We start from the raw sequence: 22,667 nt of genomic DNA, 5'->3' as shown, positions 1-22,667 counted from the left end.
GGCATAGCCATCAGAACATGACCACCTGCAAAGCAGGTGGGTTTTTAAGGTTAACTAAAAATCCAAAATCATTGTCTTATAAAAGTCAAAGTACCCCGCCGGGTGTTAAAAGTGTTAAACAACCCTTAACAAAATAAGGTTAAAACCAAATTATCCTTACCTTATTGGGGCAAATAAAAATACACTGACTTATTAACTACTAAACTAACTTCATTATGCCAGCTTTTAAAATTACTGTAAATGGTAAACCCCATACGGTAAATGTCGAAGGCGACACTCCGCTGTTATGGGTCTTACGGGACGAATTGCAACTGGTAGGTACCAAGTTTGGTTGTGGTATAGGACAATGCGGTGCCTGTACCGTTCATCTCGACGGAGATGCCACAAGAAGCTGCCTGCTTACGGTCGGTCAGGTTGAAGACCGCCATATCACCACTATCGAAGGGCTTTCGGAAGACAATTCCCACCCGGTACAACAGGCCTGGAAAGAAGCCGATGTACCGCAATGCGGATACTGCCAGGCCGGACAAATTATGACGGCCTCCGCTTTTTTAAGCCACAATCCCAATCCTTCCCGTGAAGATATCCGTGGAGCCATGCAGGGAAATATATGCCGTTGTGCTACCTATGTACGTATTGAAAAAGCGGTAGCGCTTGCCTCCGAAAAAATGAGTTAACCCCAAAACATTTTCCATTATGACAGAAACTTTAACGAAAACCACGTTCAGCAGACGTTCCTTTATGCGTACGACTGCACTGGCCGGCGGAGGTATACTTATAGGGGTCAACTTCCTGAACTCCTGCAAGCCGGAAACCAAAATGCCACAGGATATTTCCGAACTGAACTTTAATGACTTCAATGCATATATAAGAATAGCCGATAACGGAAAAGTTACCATTTTCTCCCCCAATCCGGAAATAGGTCAGGGTGTAAAAACCTCCATGCCAATGATCGTTGCGGAAGAACTGGATATCCCCTGGAATGATGTTTATGTGGAACAGGCGCCATTGGATACCAAAAACTTTACCCGCCAGGTTGCCGGGGGAAGCCAGTCCATACGGTACGGATGGGACATCCTCCGGCAAACCGGGGCCAATGCCAGGCAAATGCTTATCCACGCTGCAGCAAGACAATGGAATGTATCTCCGGGAGAATGTAAAGCTTCAAACGGAGTAATTACCAATGCCAGTGGCGACAAGCTTGGCTACGGGGATGTGGTAAAAACAGCAGCTACCCTGGAAATAGAAGAAAATGCACCGCTTAAAAAACCTGCGGAATATAAGATCATAGGACACGATGCCATTAATGTGGATATCGATAAAATAATCAGTGGCAAACCTTTATTCGGACTGGATTACCGGCAGGAAGGAATGCACTATGCCTGTGTCATGCGTCCGCCGGCATTTGGCCGTAAACTGGTGTCGTTCGATGATTCGGAAACCAAAAAGGTCAGTGGTGTCACCGATGTATTCCGGTTCGGCGACAAGATCGCAGTTGTAGCTACCAACACATGGGCAGCTAAAAAAGGAAAAGAAAAGCTACAGGCCGAATGGGACAGTGAAAAACTGGAAAGTACGGAAGATCACGACCGTATTTTACTGGGGCTCCTGGACGGAAATAATTTTGAGACCCTGCGGTCTGACGGAAACATAAAAAAAGTCTTTGCGGAGGCCGACCAGGTTATTGAACGTACCTACGAATCGCCCTTCCTCCCGCATTCCTGTATGGAACCCATGAACTTTTTTGCCAATGTTACGGACGATAAAGTGGAATTGACAGGTCCCGTACAAACCCCGGAAGGAAGCCAAAAAGCTGTGGCGGAAGAACTGGGCGTTGACATAGAAAAAGTAAGTGTGAACATGACCCGTATGGGTGGGGGCTTCGGCAGGAGACTGATAGGCGATTTTGTTATGGAAGCTGCCAAGATCTCCGATGCCATCCGTAAACCCATACAAGTATTTTACACCCGTGAGGACGATATGACCTGCGGACAGTACCGCCCGGCGATCAAATACAGGATCGCAGCATCCGTAAAAGACGGAAAAATTACCGGTTATCACCTCAAGGAAGCTGCTATCAACAGTAATATGTATGGCCTGATTCCAAACTTCTTCCCTGCCGGGGCTATTGAAAATTACCAGGTAGACGTGGCCAACTACAAAAGCCATATCACCACGGCTCCATGGCGCGCACCTTATACCAATTTTCTGGCTTTTGCCGAGCAGAGTTTCCTGGACGAACTGTTTGAGATCATCGGAGCCGATCCTATTCAGATCCGGCTGGACCTGCTCGAGAAAGTAAAGGGCACTACCGACGAGAGAATACAGTATTCCCCGGAACGTATGCAGGAGGTCATTCGTACTGCAGTTGCAAAATCGGGCTGGGACAAACCTGCCCCTCCGGGTATACACCGCGGCTTTTCCGCCTACTATTGCCATAACAGCCATGTAGCCGAAGTTGTGGACATTCGTATGGATGAAAATTCGGGAATGCCTTCGGTTAAAAAAGTGACCTGTGTTGTAGATTGTGGTATTGTGGTCAATCCCACCGGTGCCAGGAACCAGGTGGAAGGCGGTATTATAGACGGTATCGGACATGCCATGTACGGTGACCTTCCCTTTGACAACGGAGCGCCACAGGTAAACAATTTTCAGAAGTACCGGCTTATCCGGATGCAGGAAGCCCCTGAAGTAGAAGTGCATTTCATAGAAAATGAACTCTCTCCCACGGGACTTGGAGAGCCCGCGCTGCCACCTGCAGGCGGGGCCCTGGCCAATGCCATTAAAAAAGCAACCGGGAAGAGACTGCTGGCACAGCCTTTTACAAAATATCTCGGGACTTCCGAAAAAGTCATCGGGTAAGGTAAATATGGTATATCAGTTTCTCAGTTATAAAGTTGCAGAAGGGACGACATGCAAAGTCGTCCCCTTTCTGTTTTAAAACCAAAATTATACAGCCTCTGTTTTTCCTTCGACCGTAAGGAACAGAACAGATCGTATACAAAAACATATTTTAATGAAACGACAATTAAAACCGGTAATCTCATGGTGCCTATTATTTTTTGCACTCTCCCTTCAACATGCGGCAGGACAGGATAAACTCCTGAATGTAGCCGTAGCCGGAATGAACCACGACCACATTCATGTCCTTTTAAACCAATACAGGCAGCACCGGGTAAATATCACGGGCATTGCCGAGCCCGATAAAGGCCTTATAAAACGGCTGCAAAAAAATTACGATCTGCCGGATGCCCTCTTTTATGATACCGTAGAAGAAATGCTGCAAAACACACAGCCGGATGTGGTGCTCGCCTATAATCCCATTTCAGAACACATAGATGTGGCGGAAAGATGTTTGCCAAGAAAAATTCCGCTCATGGTAGAAAAACCCCTTGCTATAAATAACAAACAGGCCCGACGGATTGCCTTTCTTTCCAGGGAAAACAACACTCCAGTATTTACCAATTACGAGACCACCTGGTACGGTAGCAACCAGATGCTGAAACAACAGGCAGAACGGAAAGGTTTCGGCCCGGTAAAAAGAATGATTGCCAAAGATGGGCACCAGGGGCCTAAAGAAATAGGCTGTAGTAAAGATTTTCTGAACTGGCTTACCGACCCGGAAAAGAACGGTGCAGGGGCATTGATGGACTTCGGGTGCTATGGCGCCAACCTGATGACCTGGCTGATGAACGGGGAGAAACCCATTGCCGTAACTGCAATAACCCGTCAACTAAAACCGGATATCTATCCTGATGTCGATGACGATGCCACTGTACTGGTAGAATACAAAAACGGGGCTACCGGTATCATACAGGCTTCCTGGAACTGGTCTTACGGCATTAAAGACCTGCAGGTCTACGGCAAAAATTCGTCCCTGCATGCGGTGGACGGAGATACACTCCTTGCGGGAAACAGTGTTCAGAACACTGAAAACGTTCCGTTGCCGGGCGACTATTTCAAAGACCAGATAGCTTACCTGGAAGCGGCTTTGTCTGGTAAGATCACTACCAAAAATGACCTTTCTTCGCTGGAAAACAATCTTATTGTAGTGGAAATACTGGAAGCGGCCAGGCAATCTGCACGCAGTGGTAAACGTATTGTCTTATAAAAAACTGCTTTACTTTTAATCCTTCCGGGGAAAAATATCGTCTATATTAAAGACACGTATAGTCATATTTTTTGAATTTAAAAGTCTGTCCGGTCTGTCGTTTGTTAGTTACTTTTGTCTTCGTGTTGTCCCCGACAAGAACAGTATCGTTACCGGGACCCCGTATTATTTTACGGATGTTCCGGTAGTAATTGCCATTTAGAAAAACATCCAGGCTTCTTGTTTCCGGTAACACAACAGAACAGATATGAATTTGTTATGATAGAACCTAAGAAAGCCGTAAAGGTCCCGGTAGAGCTGGAAAAAGCCCCGTATTACCAGAGCACGTTGCAACTCAACGGTGTTACTATCGTCGAATCGTGTACAAAAGCACATGACAAAAAAAACACCATGTTCCTGGAAAATCACTTCCTGCTTTTTGTCCTGGAAGGAACGCACCATATACGTTTCGGAAATACGGATTATACCGTCAACAAAAACGAGATGATACTCCTGAAGAAAGCCATTGCTATCGAATCCCGTAAACAGGGGAACCCGGAAAAGGATTTTGCATACGAAAGCATGATGTTCTTCCTGAAGGACGAATTCATTGTCGATTTCATACGGATGGCTTCGGTAAAATCACTTAAAACCGCGGAGATGGCACAGGTTTCGGTCCGCCCCTTTGGCGAAAGACTTTTAAGATTTTTAGAGTCCGTAAAACCTTTTTTCCGTAGTCCTGCTCAAATAAACAAAGGGCTGATCCGCATAAAAATGCTGGAACTCCTCTACGGTATAGCCAATGCGGACAAGAACCTGCTATTACAGCTTATACAGCTCAAACAACAGGTACGGACGGACATTACCAGGATCATGGAAGAAAACTATCTGAACCCTGTGTCCCTCTCGGATCTCGCTTACCTTTCCGGAAGGAGTTTATCCAGTTTCCGTAGGGACTTTCATGCCATATACCGGACCAATCCGGCTGCATGGATACGGGAAAAGAGAATGGCCAAAGCCAAAGAATTACTGAAGTCCACTACCCTGTCCGTTTCGGAGATCTGCTATCAGACGGGATACGAAAATATCTCCCATTTTTCCAGGTTGTACAAGTCTGTCTACGGTTGCCGTCCGTCGCAGGAACGATAAATAATTTTTTAATAACTTATTGCAGTAAATTTTAATAGAACTACATAATAAAAACTTAAAAACTTATTCTATGAGAACACATTTTTCCGCTTCCCCCTGGTGGTATATTCCATTAGTAACTTCTTTTGCCCTGGGAACCCTTTCCTGCTCTACCAAAGAGGACAAAAAGGACGGGGCCGTCCTGCCGGACGAAGATAATGCGGAACTAAAACTCCCCGACGGGTTCGGGGCATTGAAAGTAGCGGACAGTATCGGAACCGCAAGGCATCTGGTTGTCAATAAAAACGGGGATGTCCTCGTAAAGCTGAACCGGCCCAAAGACGGAAAAGGAATTGTTATCCTCTCTGATAAAGACCAGGACGGCAGGGCCGACAGCCAAACCGGCTTCGGGGATTATGGCGGAACGGGGATCACTCTCAAGGGGAATTACCTTTATGCCTCTTCCAATACATCGGTTTTCCGGTATACCCTTAATGCCGATGAACTCCCGGAAAATACAAACGTCCCCGATACCATAGTCCACGGACTAATTGACCGCCGTCAGCACAATTCCAAATCTATTGTCCTGGATGAGAACGAGAATATATATGTAAATATAGGGGCTTATTCCAATGCCTGCCAGGAAAGGGACCGGACCAAGGATTCGCCCGGAATGTACCCGTGTACCATACTGGATTCTGCCGGAGGTATCTGGAAGTTCAAGGCCAACGCCATGAAACAGTCTTACGGCGAAGGGACCCGTTATGCCACGGGACTGCGGAATGTGGTTGGACTGGACTGGAACAAGCAGGACAATTCCCTCTATGTCATGCAACACGGAAGGGATAATCTGCACGACCTGTTCCCGGAACTGTATGATACGGAGGCTTCCGCAGAACTCCCGGCGGAAACCCTGTATAAGGTAAAGGAAGGTGACGATGCCGGATGGCCCTATGTGTATTATGATCAGAAGCAGGGCAAAAAGATCCTCAGCCCGGAATACGGGGGAGATGGCAAAAAGGAGGCTGAAGAAGGAAAAGGAAAGGATGCTATAGATCCCCTTGTGGCTTTCCCCGCTCATATGGCACCGAATGACCTGCTGTTTTACACAGGGAGTATGTTCCCGGAAAAATACAAGAACGGGGCTTTTGTGGCGTTCCATGGTTCCTGGAACAGGGCCCCGGAAGAACAGGAAGGCTTTATGGTGGCCTTTGTTCCTTTCCAAGCGGGTAAACCTTCGGGCGAATGGGAAGTTTTTGCCAACGGCTTTGCGGGAACCGGCCCGGTAATGTCTCCCGGAGATGCAAAACACCGCCCGTGCGGACTGGCCCAGGGCCCCGACGGTTCGCTGTATGTTTCCGACGATGCCAACGGAACCATTTACAGGATAATATACAGCGGAAAATAGTTTGCCTGTTCCATATATGAAACATCTTATTTATACATTAAGCTGTATTACCATATTTTGCGGTATGGTTACGGCATGCAAAAACAGTGCTGAGAAAAAGGATACTAAAATGTCCGTAACAACAGGAGAAGACGGCACAAAACCGGGGGAGAGAAAGCAAGAATCGACATCCTACCCGGAAGGTGAAAAAATATACAGGCAATATTGCGCCACCTGTCACCAGGCCAACGGCAGCGGAGTACCCAACCTGAACCCTCCGCTACATAAAACAGATTATGTAACCGGAGATAAAACCCGGCTCATAGCCATTGTCCTCAATGGCTCGGATTCCGGCCTGGAAGTCAACGGACAGACCTATGCCAACGTCATGCCCCCTCACGGTTTTTTAGATGACCGGCAGGTGGCACAGGTGCTTTCTTATATCAGGACCAGCTTTGGCAATACTGCCGGGCCGGTTGCGAAAGAAGAAGTCAGGGCAGTGCGGGACAGCAAATAGTACAAAGGGAGATTATATGCCCGAAGAAAAACCGGACTGATATTTTATATACATACACAAATCACTAATAAATACATTAAAAAAAGTTATGAAGTACAGAAAATTAGGAAATACCGATCTCAATGTATCCGTTGTTACCTTTGGTGCCTGGGCCGCCGGGGGATGGATGTGGGGCGGTACCGAACGTAAAGATGCGGTACGTGCCATCCGGGCATCGTACGAACTGGGAGTTACTTCTATTGATACCGCTCCTATTTACGGCCAGGGCACCAGCGAAGAGATCGTGGGTGAGGCCATTAAAGACATTCCGCGGGATAAAGTACAGATCCTTACCAAATACGGTATGCGCTGGGACCTGGTAAAAGGGGATTTCGGCTTTAGCAGTAAAGATAATGCCGGTCGTGATATTGATATTTATAAATATGCAGGAAAAGAAAGCATCATTAAAGAATGTGAGGACAGCCTGAAAAGGCTGGGCACGGACTATATTGACCTCTACCAGATACACTGGCCCGACTCCACGACGCCTATACAGGAAACTATGGAAGCGGTTGCGAAACTCATAGAGCAGGGAAAAGTACGCTATGCCGGGGTATGTAATTATAATGCCGAACAAATGGCCGAAGCAGAAAAATATGTGTCCCTGGCTTCCAACCAGGTTCCATACAGCATGGTACAGAGAGACATAGAGACAGACGTGGTTCCGTATTGCCTGGAACATCAAAAAGGTATCCTGGCCTACAGCCCCATGCAACGTGGATTGCTGACCGGAAAATTAAAACCGGGACATCAGTTTGCCCCGGGCGACCACCGGGCTTCCAACCCCTATTTTAAAGACGAAAACCTGAGGCGTACCAATGCCTTCCTTGAAAGCATAAAACCGATAGCAGATGCCAAGGGCCTGACACTCGGGCAGCTTACCGTTCTCTGGACCCTGGAGCAACCGGCTATTACCATTGCCCTTGTAGGTGCCAGGAATGAGGCCCAGGCAGTACAGAATGCTAAGGCTACGGAAAAAACGCTTTCCGAAGACGAAATTACGGAAATTACGGAGAAACTGAACCAATTGAAACTGGACCTTTAAATTTCTCTTCCGGAAATAAAAAATATCCCCGAAAAGTATTTATGAAATGTCTTTTCGGGGATATTCTGCTTTGTGATGTCCTTCTTCCTTCGACAAAACCTACCGGGTTTTATCCCCCATTCACCGTCAGTCATATCGTACTGCAAAGAAAATCATTTGTATAATTATAAGAAAAATAGTATATTTTAACTCTAAATCAAATTGTTATGGCTGATGAGAATAAATTAGAGCAGATGCGAAAAATTCTTTCCAAACTGGAAGATATAAAGAATACCCAGGAAAGCAGCATCGACAAAATAAACCATGTCATCACAGATCTGTTCCAGTTTCCCGACAGTAAACTGGAAAAAGTGATGGAAGAAGCACATCAAAGAGCATCCGACAATGTAGATATGGTTCGCGAGGCTATTGATGAATACCAGATGCGGATCAACAAGCTGTCGTTATAATAATTTCCCGGTTCATTAATTTATATAACCGGTTAAAATGAGGTAAATCCTTTTCCTCCCCCGAATCCTTTCCGGACATCCCTGCTGTTCTCAATACTTTCCGGATAAAAAGCCCTATGCCATAACCCGGGCTGTCCGGCTTTATCCTATGGTACGCTAATCACCAGCGTACCTATATTCCCCGCACCAAGTTTTACAGGAACTGCACGATGTTCCAGTTTCACTGCAACTTTTTGTTCTTCCGTCCCGGTATTCTGTAGTATACAAACATATTTTCCTTCCGGGGTCTTAAACGCCACATTGGCAATAGCTCCCTGAATATCCGAATCTATTCTTACAGAGCCGGGCGGTACGAACCTTGATGCCTGTGCTATAATATAATAAGCGGGCTCACGGGTTACCTGATCGCCTGTAATGGTCACTGCTCCGAGGCAACGGTCGCAGCCCCCCCTGTCGGTATGCGGGTCCTGGTTTTCATCGGCGGCAAGGTTCCATTCCAATACCGTTTTGCACCAGTTCCTGGTAGCCCCTATAATGAGGTTTTCGGTATGCCATGCCATTTCCTTGGCAAAATCTCCCGGCGCCCCTACCCACTGTTCGGTAAAATACAGGTTCTTGTCCGGATGAGCTTCATGCACCCGCGAAAGCGCCCCGACCTCTCCCCCGTAAAGGTGAAAGGCAGATCCGTCTATATATTTTGCAGCCTCAGGATCATCGAGAATGGATATGGGATAATCCGGCCTGTCCGCATTATGATCGTAAATAATGATTTTCGTATCTATTCCGGCACCTTCGAAAACAGGTCCCAGATGATCCTTTATAAATTCTCCCTGCTGTTCCGGAAGCATCAATAAACTGGGATTGTTTCCCGGATGCAGCGGTTCATTCTGAACGGTTACGGCATCGATACGGATACCATAGTCGCGCATGCCTTCTACGTACTTCACAAAATACCGGGCATAACTGTCGTAATATTCCGGTAAAAGGCTCCCTCCCCGGGTGTCCTTATTGTCTTTCATCCATTTCGGGGGAGACCAGGGCGATCCCATGATCTTAATTTCCGGAGAGATCTCCAGTATTTCCTTCAGTACGGGGATAAGGTGTAAGGTGTCGTAAGCCATAGAAAAGTTCTTCAACTCTTCGTCTGTTTCCCCTTCGGCAGTATCGTTATAGGACCAGAGACGCTCGTCCAGGTCGGAAGCTCCTATACTCACACGAAGATAACTCACCCCTATACCGTCTTTACCGGTTCCGAATAATTCCCGTAAAAGGTTTCTTCTGGCAGTTGCCGACATATTATGGATATGCAGGGCGCTGCCCCCGGTAAGTGTATACCCGAACCCATCCATAGTCTGATATGTTTTGGCAGGATCAACGGTAATAACAATATCCACAGCGCTATCGCGGGAAATATCTACCGAGGTTTGTTCCGGCAGTGCTCTTTTATCTGTCGTGGTAAGCCATAATTCTGCTTTGTAATCTGCCTTTTTTTCTGGAGTACAGGCCAGGAATAACATTAAGACCAGCAAACGGAAAGCATGATGGAGGGTGCGCATTTTTAAATTTATTTTTATTCATTTAGAAATTACAGGTGGGATACCGGAAAATCATTTATCCCGATTTTCCGGTTCTCCGGCCTGACACTTAGGTCAATTCAAATTTATCTAATATCCCGGATTTTGCACTATAAGCGTATTTTCCAGTTCCTGCAACGGTATGGGCAATACTTCGTTCTTTCCGGCGGTAAAGCCTCTTCCGGCCAGTACGGACGGTGCTCTTCCGGTACGTACGAGATCAAACCAACGGTGCCCTTCACCGGCAAGTTCCAGCCTCCTTTCCTGCATGATCGCCTCCATGGAAACAGGTACCGGTGTAAGCCCGACCCTGCCCCTTACGGCATCGAGTAAGGCCTGTGCCCTTGCACCGGTACCGCCAAGTGCTTCGGCTTCCATGAGATAAGTATCTGCCAGGCGGATCGCATATACATTTTGCTTATAGTTCAATTCCGTGTTCCCGCCCCCGGTAGAGGCATCGGAATTAAGCGGCATGAATTTTTTCAGGAAGTAACCTGTATCCTGATAACTGGCAACGTAATTAGCCTCGCCTTGTTCTTTTAATACTCCCACTTCGGCAATCGTAGTGTCGAACCTCGGATCGCCGGAAAGTGCATCGTATAAACTCCTGGTAATTATATTGAATCCCCACCCGGAAATATAATCCGGTGCGGAAGAGTTTTCCGGCCGGTTATAACCTCTCGGGCTCACCATTATATTTATAGAATTCCCTTCGTCTGCCCCGGACCCCCAGTTTCCCCATTCCGCATTGCTTTTATCCGTATGGGAGGTTTCGAGTATGGATTCGGTATTGAATTTGTTTTCTATCACCCACAAATCTGCATAATCATCCAGGAGTTTATACCCGTAATCGCTGGTTTCTCCCGGTGTGCCATTTATTTTTTGCAATGTTGTGGCAGCTTCCGTGTTTTTGCCCTGGTACAGGTAAACCTTCCCCAGTATGGCGAGTACGGTCCCCTGAGAGAAACGGCCGGCTTCGGTACCTAAATCAGTGATTCTGACAGGAAGGTCCGGAATGGCTTCATTGAGATCGGTTTCTATCTGTGCATACACTTCTTCCGGTGAAGACTGGGGGATATTAAAGGTCTCGCTGGCTTCCACGCGTTCCGTAATGAGCGGAATATTACCAAATAACCGGACGAGTTCAAAGTAATAATACCCGCGAAGTGCTTTGGTCTCTGCTATAAACCTTTTCTTTACGTCTTCATCCATAGGTACTTCGGGGAGTTTTTCCAGAAGCACATTTGCCCGGAATATCCCCTGGTAAAAATTGCTCCAGAAACTAATAGGAATGGTGGATGCATCTATGGAATAATTGGAAAAAGACTGTATTCCTATACCGTCGGTAGCGCTTCCTCCCCCGGCATAATGGTCATCCGACCCGGCATTCATCATGGTGACCATATTTTCAAATCCACGTGCCTGTTTACCCACAATATCGTAGACGGCCACCAATCCGGAATAAGCCTGTTCTTCATTGGCATAATATGTTTCTTCCAGCGCTGTCCCTTTTGGGTCCACTTCAAGAAAGTCCTTGCTACAGGACATTGTAAACACCAGTGGAACGAGAATGGCCAATGTGTATTTTATCTTATATTTCATGATCCTGTTTTTTTAAAATTGTACATTAACTCCTACCATCCCCGTAATGGCCTGCGGGTAAAATCCGCGGTCTATCCCGAATATTCCACCTCCTATTTCGGGGTCGAAACCGCTATAGCCCGTAAAGGTGAGCAGGTTTTCTCCTGTTATATATAGTCTTAATCTTTGCAGGCCTATACGCTTTATGACATCTGTAGGTAGGGAATATCCCAGTTGCACCGTTTTGAATCGCAGATAATCTCCTTTTTCCAGGTGGAAATCGGACGGGTTACTGAAGTTCTTATTGGAATCGTTTGTAGTTAATCTCGGAAAGCTGTCGGACGTTCCCGGTCCCGTCCACCGTCCTAAGGCATCTTCCTGATAATTGGCATTGGCTATATCAAGCCGGCGCAATCCCTGGAAAATCTTATTTCCGGCAGCGCCCTGGGCAAATATGAGGAGGTCAAAGTTTTTATAGTTGAGGTTAACAGTAAACCCAAAGTTATACCTGGGAATGGAACTCCCCAGAAAATCCCGATCCTCATCAGTAATAGTGCCGTCTCCATTGAGGTCTTTCCACCGGAAATCACCAGGAACAGCATTGGGTTGTATAAGTCCGCCTTCACTGTTCGTATATGCTTCTATCTCTTCCCGACTCTGGAATATGCCATCGGTACGGAACCCGAAAAACGAACCGTAAGGCTGTCCTACCTGTGTCCTTGTAATCGGATAGGTCCCGGACTGAATGGTAGCACCTCCCGATAAATATTCGATATCATTTCCGAGATAGGTTACTTCGTTTTCAAGATAAGATAAGTTTGCATTAACCGAAATACCAAAATCATTGATGGTCTTGTTATACCCGACTTCCACATCAAAACCACGGTTTACCATATCGGCAACGTTACCGACAGGACTGCCGTTGGCCCCTATATATCCGGGGATCCGAACATCCTGAAGGATACCAATGGTTTTCTTTCGGTAGAGATCGAATACAAGGCTGAAATCGTGAAACAGGTAAGCATCAAAACCTATGTTGGTCTGGTTGGTCTCCTCCCATTTAAGATCGGGATTCGGTGGCGCATCCGGACTGTTCCCTACAGTTACGGAACCCGAAGTCCCAATGGTATAATTGCGACCGTCACCAATAGTTGCCAGGTAACGGAAGTCACCAATAGCATCATTCCCGGTAACACCGTAGCCACCTCTCAGTTTAAACTGGTTGATCACATCGCTTTCTTTCCAGAAATCCTCTTTGGTAAGCATCCACCCTAGGGAGAAGGATGGAAATACCCCATATTTATTGTTGGAACCGAAACGGGAAGAACCGTCCCTACGGATAATCCCGGTAAAAATGTATTTTTCCATATAGTCATAATTGACCCTGGAAAACAAAGAGGTTACCCGGTGCTCCGGGTTCTCATACGCATATGCATCTATCTGGTCTACGGGTACATCAAAATTAAAGGAAGCATCTTTATAATTATTGACAGGGATATTGTAGTACGTCACTCCTTCCCCGCTGCTGATATTGTCTACATAAACTCCCTGTCCGAGCAGAACACTAAAGTTGTGATCTCCGAGACTGCGGGTATACGACAGGATATTTTCTATATTCCAGCCAAATCCCTTGCTTGTATTCCTGGAAATATTGTTCTGGCTTTCGGTAGTGGAAGAATTGAGATAGAGCACAGGGGTAAAACTCTCGTCTCCCCAATAGGAAAGTTTACCTCCGAAAGTACTCCTGGCCTTTAAACCAGGAATAAATTCCACTTCCACATAAGCATTACCTACAAAATTATCGGACCAGCCATAATTTCCCAGACGGGTTTGCTGATAAGCAAGCGGATTGGCCATTTCCTGTCCTACCAGTCCGGAAATACCATAAGGATTGCCATTGGCATCTCTTATTACCCCGCGATTGGTATAGGGGGAATTATTTATGACGTCGGGATCGGTTTCTACTACGGGAGTGACAGGATCAAGATTTATCGCGGAACTCAATGGTCCTCCGAACTCACTGTTGGTATTCCCTATACCGAGTGTCTTTTCCCTCGAATAGCCGGCCGTTTGTCCGAAAGTAATGGATTTGGTTATTTTATGGGTAGAGTTCAGGCGGATATTTTTCCGGGTATACCGGGAGATATCCGGCATTACGATACCTTCCTGGTCCAGAAAACCGAAAGAAGCAAAGAACGTGGAAAATTCATTTCCACCGCTAAGACTGACTTCCTGCCCTGTGCGCTGTGCACTGTTATTGAAAATTACCGACTGCCAATCCGTTCCTTTACCCAGTGATACGGGATCATCGAATGGCGGGTTTCCTCCGCCATTTACGGCTGCTTCATTAAGCAATGTGGCATATTCGGAGGCATTTAACAGGTTTAACTTCTTGGCAGGGCCGGAAATACCGGTATAGCCATTATAATTTACCGTGAGCTTACCGGAACGTCCCTGCTTGGTGGTAACGAGAATAACCCCGGCCGCGGCCCTCGCGCCGTAAATGGCCTGGGATGCGGCATCTTTCAGGACTTCGATAGAGGCGATATCCGACTGGTTAAGATATCCTATACCTCCTGCATCTACCACTACCCCGTCCACAACCCAGAGCGGATTGTTATTACCGAAGGTAGTTATACCCCTGACGCGGATGGTCGAAGCCGAACCGGGCTGCCCGGAATTGGCCGCAATGGTGAGACCGGAAGTCCTTCCCTGTAACGATTGTTCTACCCTTGTTATAGGCAGGTTTTCAAGATCCGATTCCTTTATACTGGAGATAGCCCCGGTAACCACGCTCTTCTTCTGCGTACCGTACCCCACTACTACTACTTCGTCCAGGGACTCGGTATCCGGAGATAAAGTTACATTTATCTCGGTCCGGTCACCTACGGTCACTTCCTTCTGTATATATCCGATATAGGAGATCAACAGCACGTCTTCCGGAGAAGCTTCCAGGCTGAATTTACCGTCAAAATCAGTCACTGTTCCCTGCGTAGTGTTCCGGATGATTACATTGGCGCCCGGCAACGGCAATCCCTGTTCGTCTATCACCGTTCCGGTGATCTGGTTTTGCGCAGATGCGAATGTTGCGATACATGAAAAACACAACCACAAATAGATCTTTATTTTCATAGATGTTACAAAATTGGTTTGGTTAAGAAATTGTGAAATTGTTGATTCCGGCATTTTATTCCGGCACATTCCTGTCGTTTACACACCAGGACAGGCCGGAACCCCGGAATCCCGATATGTTTTTGACTTATTATTATTTTTAGCAGGAGTAAATTTATAATTTGATAAAACCAAGGGATATTTTATACATACACTTGAATTACATCAAATCAATAGAAGGTTACGCATATAGTACGCCACTATCTGCAAAATTTTGATTTACAAACACTTGTATTCATTAAAGTTTTTAGGTTTTTCTACGTTTTTTCAATAAAAAAATGTTAATTAGCATTTTTATCGACAGACAAAATATGAAGATCTTATTTTTTTTATTTTTAGTCTTTACCACACAAGTATACAGCCAGGTCCCGGGTACGGACATCTGGGATAATCAACCACGGACCATACACTATTCCAGATCAGATTTCCAGGCCGATCCGCAATTCTGGACAGCATGCCGCGACAGCAGCGGCATTACCTATTTCGGCAATAATGACGGTGTGCTGGTCTATGACGGCGAGCGCTGGGAGAAAGTCACTCTGCCAAACAATTCTTCCGTCCGGAGTCTGCTGTACACAGGCAACGGAACGGTATATGCCGGGGCGTATAATGAATTAGGGATTATCAGTAAGGATTCCTCCGGGACCTACCGTTATAATTCTTTAATAGATCAACTGGACCTCAAGGGCAGGAATTTTGAGAATATCTGGCAATCGCATGAACTGAACGGTACCGTCATCTTTCGTTCTTTCAAAGAACTCATTTCCGTTACGGACAACCGCGTAACTCATGTTCCTGCATTTCGCTCGTTTACCTATTCCAATGTTATAGGGGAAACCTGTTACGTACAGGACAATGAATCGGGGATCATGGCTTATTCGCCGGAAAAATCGAGTCTCGATCTGGTATTCCATCCCGAATCCTACGCAGGTGAAAGCATCGTGGCCATTCTTCCCTCGGAAAAGGAAAATATACTCCTGCTCATCTCCAAAAACGGACAGGTCTACAGGGGAAATACCAAAACCGGGGCTGTCATTACCGCGGGCAGTGCTTTTTTGCCGGGGCACACGGACCAGGTGATCTGCGCCATAAAACAAGGCAACGAATATTTATTAGGTACTCTGGGCTCCGGGATACGCATGCTAAACGAAAACAGTATGCCCATGGAAACTTCCCCGGTATACCAGGAAACCCAGAATTCCAGTATACTCAGCTTCCTTCAAACAGAAAAAGGTATTTGGGTGACCCTGAACAACGGCCTGGATTTTATGAGCTTCAAGACCCCGGTAACCCGTATTTTTGACGAATCTTCCATATATGATATACGCCTTCACAATTCCGGAATATACCTCGCTACGAACAAAGGTGTTTATTTTTGTGATACCACAGAACCGAAAAAACGTTTTCATTTCCGCAAAATCCCGGAACTTCAGGGACAGGCATGGTCTCTGAACGTCATTGAAGGGCAACTTTTTGCCGGGCATGATAAAGGGCTTTTTATCATACGGGGCGAGGAAGCCCGGAAAATCGGGGAAGAAAGCGGCATCTGGAAAATCATCCCTGTTCCTTATAAAACAGATACTTTCCTGGCATGCAGTTACAATGGTATCTTTCTGGTAACGGGAAAAAAAGGCTCTTATGTCATGCATCACAAAATAAAAGGATTTGACGAGTCTTCGCGCGATATCCTTCCCACGGGAGAGGATAATACTTTCTGGGTCTGTCACGGCTACAAAGGTGTATTCCGCATCAGGATCAATGACGATTATACCCGTGTCCATGCCATAGATCATTATACGGATCAGAACGGTTTTGATTCTCCCTTCAATATCAACCTTTTCCACTGGGATTCTCAGATTGTTTTTACCACGAACACAGGGATATATACTTTCAACCGCCGGAAAGGGATATTTGAGCCTTACGCCCCATTGAACAATATACTCAACCCTTCGCTGAACACACGTAAGATCCTGCAAACAAATGATACGGCATGGGTGGTACAGGATGATGAAGTAGCCTATTTTAATTATAAGGACGAAGATCCTTCATTAAATAACGAACTGTTTTTAAACCTAAAAGGCAGTCTCAACCGGGGAATGGAGAGTATTCTTCCCCTGGACGGACGAAAAGTACTTATAGGTTCTACCACCGGGCTCTATCTCTATCGCCTCGGACAGGACTCCAAAGAGACGGTACCCACCCTGCTAACCCGGGTATCCCAATACCGGGCAAAAGAGCAAAAAGCATTACCGGTTACGGGTTACAGGGATGGCATGGAACTTCCCACGGAAATAGATTTACTGCGCTTTGAATATGCTTCACCAGAACTCGGTAACTCGGGAGACATACAGTATAGTTATATTCTCGAAAACATAGACAGCGAATGGTCCGTTTGGAACCCCGTCGCTTTTAAAGAATATACCCATTTACAACCGGGAGAGTACATTTTTAAGGTCAGGAGCAGGGACAGCGCGGGAAACTCGGGCAGCATCGCTTCATACCCTTTTACGATAACTCCCAAATGGTATCAGACCAGAGCGGCACGTATATTTTATATCCTTATCGCCATCGGTCTTTTATGGCTGGCCTATGTGCTCATTCAGCAAAAAATAAAACACGAAAGACAAAAAGCACGTAATGCCGCCCGGAAATCGAAAAAGCTGCTGGAACTGGAAATAGAAAGACTGAAACTTACCCAGGACAAGGAGAAAATACAACAGGCCAAAAGTATCCTGGAAGAAGATATTCTGGAAAAGAGCAAGGAACTCGCCAATTACACCATGCAACTGGTAAACAAAAAGGACATTTTCAACGAGATACAGGAAGATCTCAAGGAATTGAAGGGCCTCGTCAAGACTCAGGTTTCCAGACAAAAATTACTGGAAATATTTCAAAAGATACACCAGCATAAAATAGGGGAAGAATACATGGAAGTATTTGATGTGAACTTTGAAAAGGTGCATCATAATTTCTTTGAAAAACTAAAGGAACTTCACCCGAAACTGACCAAAAGGGAATTAAGGCTCTGTGCATTTATAAAAATGGACCTTACCAACAAGGAAATATCACCATTACTGAACATTTCTGTCCGGGGCGTGGAAACCGCAAGATACAGGATACGGAAAAAACTGGGAATTCAACATGAATATAACTTCCAGGAATTCCTCAACAGCTTATAACCGGGGACATATGTTTTCCTATTCCCTTTTTATTTCGGCCGTTCGTTCGGATACTTCGCGGATCAGCAAAGGCAGGGCGGGTTTTACCATATTATGTCCGTAGCCTTCCAGTTCATAAAGTTCTGTTTCCTTATGCCCCGCAAGTTTCATCATCCGAAGCAGATAGGCATTCTCTTCATATCTTCCCAGCATTTCCATTTCCCGGTCCCCGGTGATCAGGAGCATGGGAGGGGCCTCGGGACGTACATGCCATAACGGGGCAAAACGGTCTACTACGGCCTGCACATCTTTAATACCGTTTTCCTTACGGATATTGAAATGTGTAATGGCATGCCCGCTGAAAGGGATAATCCCCGCAATACTGTCGGCATTTACGCCATGAACCTCCAGATACTGTTTATCCAGGGCGGTCATCATGGCCAGATATCCCCCGGCGGAATGCCCGGAAACAAAAATAAGGCCCGGATCACCTCCATATGTTTCTATATGTTTAAAAACCCAGGCAATTGCAGCAGCGGCATCTTCGATACATTGTACGGACTTTACTTTAGGCGAGAGCCTGTATCCAGCACCGATAACAGCAAAACCATTATTTTTCAGGTCTTCCGGGATCTCTTTGCTTCCCCCTGTAAGCCCGCCACCATGAAACCATATCACCGTTGGGAAATTCTTCTCGTTTTCAGGATAATACACATCCAGTTTGCACATCTCCCGGACATAGGCATCTTCAGCTATGGGGGAATCCTGATAATAATGTACGTCGGGTTCCGTCTTATATGTTGTCTGGCCAATCGCCGAAAATCCGGCCAAAACGGACAGTAAGATAAAACAGGTATTCAGGAACAAACGACCCGGCAGGATATTTTTCATAATTTTATTATTTTGATCTGGTTTCACTGTTCCCGGAATGGCCCGCGAACAATGGCTAATATAATCCATCTCCTGCAAACGAAGGTATAAAAAGAGAGCATTTCAAGACAAACTTACCTGTAAATTTTCGGAATGGCTTTCGGATATCATCCGGGATATCTCCGAATGGTTGCCCGAAGCATCTTCTAACAACCTGTCGGACCTTCTTTACGTAATCGAGTGAAGAAGATCATTATGACGGGGAAATTATCCTTCGTAACCATTCCGATGTCCCCTTTTTATAGAGTGTATCCTGTCACTTGATCACTGTACCATTATTTTTCTGGAAAAATTTCCGCTGGCAGTATTCAGTTTTAGTATGTATATCCCTTTCCGGACTGTACCCGGCAACTGCAATTTCATATCTGAAGTGTCCCCGCGGAGTTTCCGGGTCATTACCTGCCGGCCTTCTATGGTGAAGAGGCTTGCGGTAATATCTTCGTGCTCTTTTTCCATACCGATAAACAGGCTTCCGTCCGCCACCGGATTGGGGTAAACTTTCAGCAGCAACTCACGGGTATTTTCAGGATTGGCCTCGATAAGTATTCCCATGCCTTCCGTACCGGATGAGACAAGGCCGAATTCAAACTTTTCCCACGCGCCAACCGAAGGGCGGTTGCATAACATCGGATCTTCACCATTCTCCGAACTCACATACATCCCGTTAAAACCGCGTAAGGCTACAGTACCGTCCGGTTGGGGGAGCCATTCGAAAGCCTCCCATCCCCCTATGGACGTGCGATTGCATAACATAGGCGATTCCCCGTTCTCCGAGCTCACATACTGGTTATTGCTCCCCCTAAGGGCTACTTTACCATCGGCAGTCCCTACCAGGGTAAATACTTCCCAATCCCCGGCCGAATCGCGGTTGCACATCATGGCGGACTGGCCGTTCTCCGAACTCACATATTTGCCGTTATTGCCCCTTAACCATACGACTTGTCCGACAGGTAGTTCCGGGGAATTCCCGGGACCGCAGATACTTGTGCCCGGAGCGGGCAGGTCCTGTGTCACGGCAGCAATGGTATTGGTATTGGGAATACAGTTTTCGAACTTTATACTTTCCAGCACACCGGCCATAACCGATGCCCCGTCAGTCGGATAATTCCCCCCTATCCGCATAAGAGCCGCGTTTTCGGCAACGTCAAATCGTTTATACGTCCAGTGGCACCAGCCTATTCCTTCCGCATCGAGTTTTTCTATATTCTGCCGTAACCACTGGTTATTATTCTCTCCTGTCTCCCCCACCCATACCGGGACATTGTGGGTATTCCTGAAGTTTACCAGGTTTGCCATACGGTTGATCTGATTAGGATTAGGATCGGCCACCCAGTCGTCTGCCTCATCTATCCAATACCTGTGGGCATTGTATACCAATCCCCAGTTGGGAGAAAACGTAAAAGGTTCCAGGTAATCGTAGTTATTTCCCCAGCCGTTCCCTTCTACCATAATCATATGGTTGTCACCATTATTCCGCACCGTAGTGATAAGGCGCTGCAGCAACGCATGTATGGCCTGCCCTCCACCGGGAACCTGGTTAGGCTCATTGATAAGATCGTAAAAAGCAATGGCCGGTTCGTTAAGATACCGTTGCGATATCCGGTCCCAGAGACGGTCTGTTACATCCTGAAATACGGGATATAACCAAAGATTATTGTCATGAAATATATCTGCGATATTCTTGTCCGCTCCCTGTCCGCCGGGAGCAGCATGCAAATCGAGTATAATGTACATCCCGTTGTCCTTGCACCAGCTCAGGAGGTTGTCTATCATACGGAACCCTTCCAGCCCCGGATCGTTAAAAAGCTGATTATTGTCGTACCACGACCGGAGGGAATCCTTGTATATATCGTGACCAAAATTGATATTATTTATCACATTGTTCCGGATAGCTCGCTGTGCGGAACTGAGAAACAGTTCGTAATGCATGGGAAGACGTACACTGTTAAAGCCCAGGGATGCAATGTAATCTATATCGGCTTTGGTTATGAAATTATCCCGCCATTGCCGGTAAAAGTCCTCTACCTGCCCGGGGGTCTGACCTTCGTCGTAATATATCTTTTTCATCTGCCATTGTGGCCCGGGCGGACAACCCTGGCAATTTTGCGGGTGTAGCATATAACCTTCCTGTAAAGCCCAGTTTCCCAGGCCTACAGAACGTAATATCACGTTCTGCCCGGTAGTTGTATTGACAATCTGTTTGCCGTTTACTTCAAGCCAGCAGGATTGTGCGTGTGTTAAAGGCATATTCCAGGCCAGGCACACTACAAAAAACAGCAGTTTAAATACGGGTCTGCATATTCGGAGAGATAAAATCGGGAACATAACATATTATTTTACGAGGTTAATAATTAAAACGAAATATCGCATCAAAAAGACCATTTTAATACCGATACATCATTTTTAAAGTATTTATTCTACCAAAAATACAATCAATGCTTTATTATTAACATACTTCCATGCACGTCTTGTTTACTTCTCTCCGTAGTTTTCACTACGTCATTCATACGTCATACTCCCCGGTCCCTTCCGTCTCTTGATCTTTCTACCTAAGGCAGGTATAAACCCGTTATGAAACCTGTCGGGCTAATTTCCAAACGAAGTAATGCCGAAAAGGGCACAGGCCGAAATGACAAGCCAGAGTATGCATCCCATAACAAACAGTTTAACACCTACGGTACCCACTACTTTTCTGCTAAGTCCGCATCCGACCAGAAATAAGGTAAGGGTCAGCACGGATCTGGAAATATTTACGATATAGGGACTTATATGTTGTACAAACGGGATGTAAGTGTTCAGCAGCATGGCCAGTACAAACAATCCTATAAAATAAGGTATCCGGATTTTTCTTTTACCCGTCCCGAAGGCTACGGACGAAAGCAGGGCGACCGGAACTATCCATAAGGCCCTGGCCAGTTTTACGGTAGTGGCCACTTCAAGTGCCGGGGCTCCGTATTTCGCAGCCGCACCTACCACAGAACTGGTATCGTGAATGGCAACGGCACTCCAGAGACCAAATGAATCCTGTGACAACCCCAGCAAATGCCCCATGGCCGGAAAAGCGAACAAGGCCACGGAATTCAGAATAAACACCACCCCGAGTGCCACGGATATTTGTTTTTCCCCAGCCTGTATTACCGGGGCTACGGCTGCTATAGCACTTCCCCCGCATATGGCAGTACCTATCGCCACGAGATATGCTGTTTTCCTTTCGATTTTCAGTAACCGGCATAATACAAAACCGAGCACCAGTGTTCCGGAAATAGATAATATGGTAAGCAGTAGCCCTTCTTTCCCCGCTTTTAAAGCACTGTTTGCCTGCATCCCAAAACCGAGCCCCACAACGGATACCTGTAATAAAAAATGGGAGGCTTTGCTGTTCAAATGCATATACGGATGTCCCGTAAACCAGGCTGTCATGATCCCAAGGAGAAGAGCAACAAGAGGAGAGATTACGGAAGACAGACAAAGTATAACCAACGTAATGAAAATAATTTCACGAAGGCTCACGTTCCTGTCCAAAACCTTCTTTGCATGGTCACCAAAGTAAGCCATCCCATTTCTTGATTTCCTGTACATAACGAATAATTTTACCCTG

15 protein-coding genes are annotated in these 22,667 nt (G+C 46.3%); 9 read left to right on the top strand and 6 right to left on the bottom strand.

All coding sequences use genetic code 11. The features are described 5' to 3' along the window. Positions 1-215: 215 nt before the first annotated feature. From ED312_RS21675 to ED312_RS21640, 8 genes are all read left to right on the top strand, one after another. Positions 216-677: a (2Fe-2S)-binding protein gene (locus ED312_RS21675; RefSeq protein ID WP_123218114.1), complete on the top strand. Its 462-nt coding sequence runs from the start codon at positions 216-218 to the stop codon at positions 675-677. Positions 678-696: 19 nt separating this feature from the next. After that, entirely contained in the window at positions 697-2,862 is a 2,166-nt protein-coding gene (locus tag ED312_RS21670; RefSeq protein ID WP_240643169.1) for a xanthine dehydrogenase family protein molybdopterin-binding subunit, read from the top strand. Between the two features lie 154 nt (positions 2,863-3,016). Continuing rightward, entirely contained in the window at positions 3,017-4,111 is a 1,095-nt protein-coding gene (locus ED312_RS21665; protein WP_123218113.1) for a Gfo/Idh/MocA family protein, read from the top strand. Positions 4,112-4,369: 258 nt separating this feature from the next. Then, a complete protein-coding gene (locus ED312_RS21660) occupies positions 4,370-5,239 on the top strand; it encodes a helix-turn-helix domain-containing protein (RefSeq protein WP_123218118.1) in 870 nt (289 codons plus the stop codon). A 70-nt stretch (positions 5,240-5,309) separates the two neighbouring features. Continuing rightward, positions 5,310-6,626 carry a PQQ-dependent sugar dehydrogenase gene (locus tag ED312_RS21655; RefSeq protein WP_123218112.1) on the top strand — a complete coding sequence of 439 codons (1,317 nt, stop codon included), beginning with the start codon at positions 5,310-5,312 and terminating at the stop codon, positions 6,624-6,626. Between the two features lie 109 nt (positions 6,627-6,735). Further along, complete coding sequence (locus ED312_RS21650) at positions 6,736-7,122, top strand: c-type cytochrome (protein WP_206363301.1); 387 nt, start codon at positions 6,736-6,738, stop codon at positions 7,120-7,122. Between the two features lie 88 nt (positions 7,123-7,210). Then, positions 7,211-8,206: an aldo/keto reductase gene (locus ED312_RS21645; RefSeq protein WP_123218111.1), complete on the top strand. Its 996-nt coding sequence runs from the start codon at positions 7,211-7,213 to the stop codon at positions 8,204-8,206. A gap of 206 nt (positions 8,207-8,412) precedes the next feature. Continuing rightward, entirely contained in the window at positions 8,413-8,655 is a 243-nt protein-coding gene (locus ED312_RS21640) for a hypothetical protein (protein WP_123218110.1), read from the top strand. A gap of 146 nt (positions 8,656-8,801) precedes the next feature. On the opposite strand, the gene ED312_RS21635 is transcribed toward ED312_RS21640, so the two are convergent. The 3 genes from ED312_RS21635 to ED312_RS21625 all read right to left on the bottom strand — a co-directional run bounded on the left by ED312_RS21635 (position 8,802) and on the right by ED312_RS21625 (position 14,942). Then, a complete protein-coding gene (locus ED312_RS21635; RefSeq protein WP_123218109.1) occupies positions 8,802-10,211 on the bottom strand; it encodes a glycoside hydrolase family 30 protein in 1,410 nt (469 codons plus the stop codon). Between the two features lie 108 nt (positions 10,212-10,319). Next, entirely contained in the window at positions 10,320-11,831 is a 1,512-nt protein-coding gene (locus tag ED312_RS21630) for a RagB/SusD family nutrient uptake outer membrane protein (RefSeq protein WP_123218108.1), read from the bottom strand. A gap of 12 nt (positions 11,832-11,843) precedes the next feature. Beyond that, positions 11,844-14,942 carry a SusC/RagA family TonB-linked outer membrane protein gene (locus ED312_RS21625; RefSeq protein WP_123218107.1) on the bottom strand — a complete coding sequence of 1,033 codons (3,099 nt, stop codon included), beginning with the start codon at positions 14,940-14,942 and terminating at the stop codon, positions 11,844-11,846. 350 nt (positions 14,943-15,292) lie between these two features. On the opposite strand from ED312_RS21625, the gene ED312_RS21620 reads away from it, so the two are divergent. After that, positions 15,293-18,160, top strand: coding sequence for a helix-turn-helix and ligand-binding sensor domain-containing protein (locus ED312_RS21620; RefSeq protein WP_170164591.1), 2,868 nt, complete (start codon positions 15,293-15,295; stop codon positions 18,158-18,160). An 18-nt stretch (positions 18,161-18,178) separates the two neighbouring features. Here the strand turns inward: ED312_RS21620 and ED312_RS21615 are convergent, their stop codons facing one another. The 3 genes from ED312_RS21615 to ED312_RS21605 form a co-directional block, all read right to left on the bottom strand. Then, the gene (locus ED312_RS21615; protein ID WP_123218105.1) at positions 18,179-19,030 is read right to left on the bottom strand and encodes an alpha/beta hydrolase; all 852 of its coding nucleotides are present in this window, start codon (positions 19,028-19,030) and stop codon (positions 18,179-18,181) included. 303 nt (positions 19,031-19,333) lie between these two features. Next, positions 19,334-21,394 carry a cellulase family glycosylhydrolase gene (locus ED312_RS21610; RefSeq protein ID WP_123218104.1) on the bottom strand — a complete coding sequence of 687 codons (2,061 nt, stop codon included), beginning with the start codon at positions 21,392-21,394 and terminating at the stop codon, positions 19,334-19,336. Between the two features lie 261 nt (positions 21,395-21,655). Next, on the bottom strand, positions 21,656-22,624 hold the full coding sequence (locus ED312_RS21605; RefSeq protein WP_123218116.1) for a YeiH family protein: 969 nt from the start codon (positions 22,622-22,624) through the stop codon (positions 21,656-21,658). Between the last annotated feature and the right edge of the window lie 43 nt (positions 22,625-22,667).

This window comes from Sinomicrobium pectinilyticum (genome assembly GCF_003725735.1).
Classification (GTDB): Bacteria; Bacteroidota; Bacteroidia; order Flavobacteriales; family Flavobacteriaceae; genus Sinomicrobium; species Sinomicrobium pectinilyticum.
The sequence above is the reverse complement of the archived record's forward strand: the minus strand, read 5'-3'. Positions and strand labels throughout refer to the sequence as shown.

What these genes read in the sequence shown, in the direction of transcription:
- ED312_RS21675 (WP_123218114.1), top strand. Translation starts at nt 216, where the DNA reads ATGCCAGCTTTTAAAATTACTGTAAATGGTAAACCCCATACGGTAAAT.
- ED312_RS21670 (WP_240643169.1), top strand. Translation starts at nt 697, where the DNA reads ATGACAGAAACTTTAACGAAAACCACGTTCAGCAGACGTTCCTTTATG.
- ED312_RS21665 (WP_123218113.1), top strand. Translation starts at nt 3,017, where the DNA reads ATGAAACGACAATTAAAACCGGTAATCTCATGGTGCCTATTATTTTTT.
- ED312_RS21660 (WP_123218118.1), top strand. Translation starts at nt 4,370, where the DNA reads ATGATAGAACCTAAGAAAGCCGTAAAGGTCCCGGTAGAGCTGGAAAAA.
- ED312_RS21655 (WP_123218112.1), top strand. Translation starts at nt 5,310, where the DNA reads ATGAGAACACATTTTTCCGCTTCCCCCTGGTGGTATATTCCATTAGTA.
- ED312_RS21650 (WP_206363301.1), top strand. Translation starts at nt 6,736, where the DNA reads ATGTCCGTAACAACAGGAGAAGACGGCACAAAACCGGGGGAGAGAAAG.
- ED312_RS21645 (WP_123218111.1), top strand. Translation starts at nt 7,211, where the DNA reads ATGAAGTACAGAAAATTAGGAAATACCGATCTCAATGTATCCGTTGTT.
- ED312_RS21640 (WP_123218110.1), top strand. Translation starts at nt 8,413, where the DNA reads ATGGCTGATGAGAATAAATTAGAGCAGATGCGAAAAATTCTTTCCAAA.
- ED312_RS21635 (WP_123218109.1), bottom strand. Translation starts at nt 10,211, where the DNA reads ATGCGCACCCTCCATCATGCTTTCCGTTTGCTGGTCTTAATGTTATTC.
- ED312_RS21630 (WP_123218108.1), bottom strand. Translation starts at nt 11,831, where the DNA reads ATGAAATATAAGATAAAATACACATTGGCCATTCTCGTTCCACTGGTG.
- ED312_RS21625 (WP_123218107.1), bottom strand. Translation starts at nt 14,942, where the DNA reads ATGAAAATAAAGATCTATTTGTGGTTGTGTTTTTCATGTATCGCAACA.
- ED312_RS21620 (WP_170164591.1), top strand. Translation starts at nt 15,293, where the DNA reads ATGAAGATCTTATTTTTTTTATTTTTAGTCTTTACCACACAAGTATAC.
- ED312_RS21615 (WP_123218105.1), bottom strand. Translation starts at nt 19,030, where the DNA reads ATGAAAAATATCCTGCCGGGTCGTTTGTTCCTGAATACCTGTTTTATC.
- ED312_RS21610 (WP_123218104.1), bottom strand. Translation starts at nt 21,394, where the DNA reads ATGTTCCCGATTTTATCTCTCCGAATATGCAGACCCGTATTTAAACTG.
- ED312_RS21605 (WP_123218116.1), bottom strand. Translation starts at nt 22,624, where the DNA reads ATGGCTTACTTTGGTGACCATGCAAAGAAGGTTTTGGACAGGAACGTG.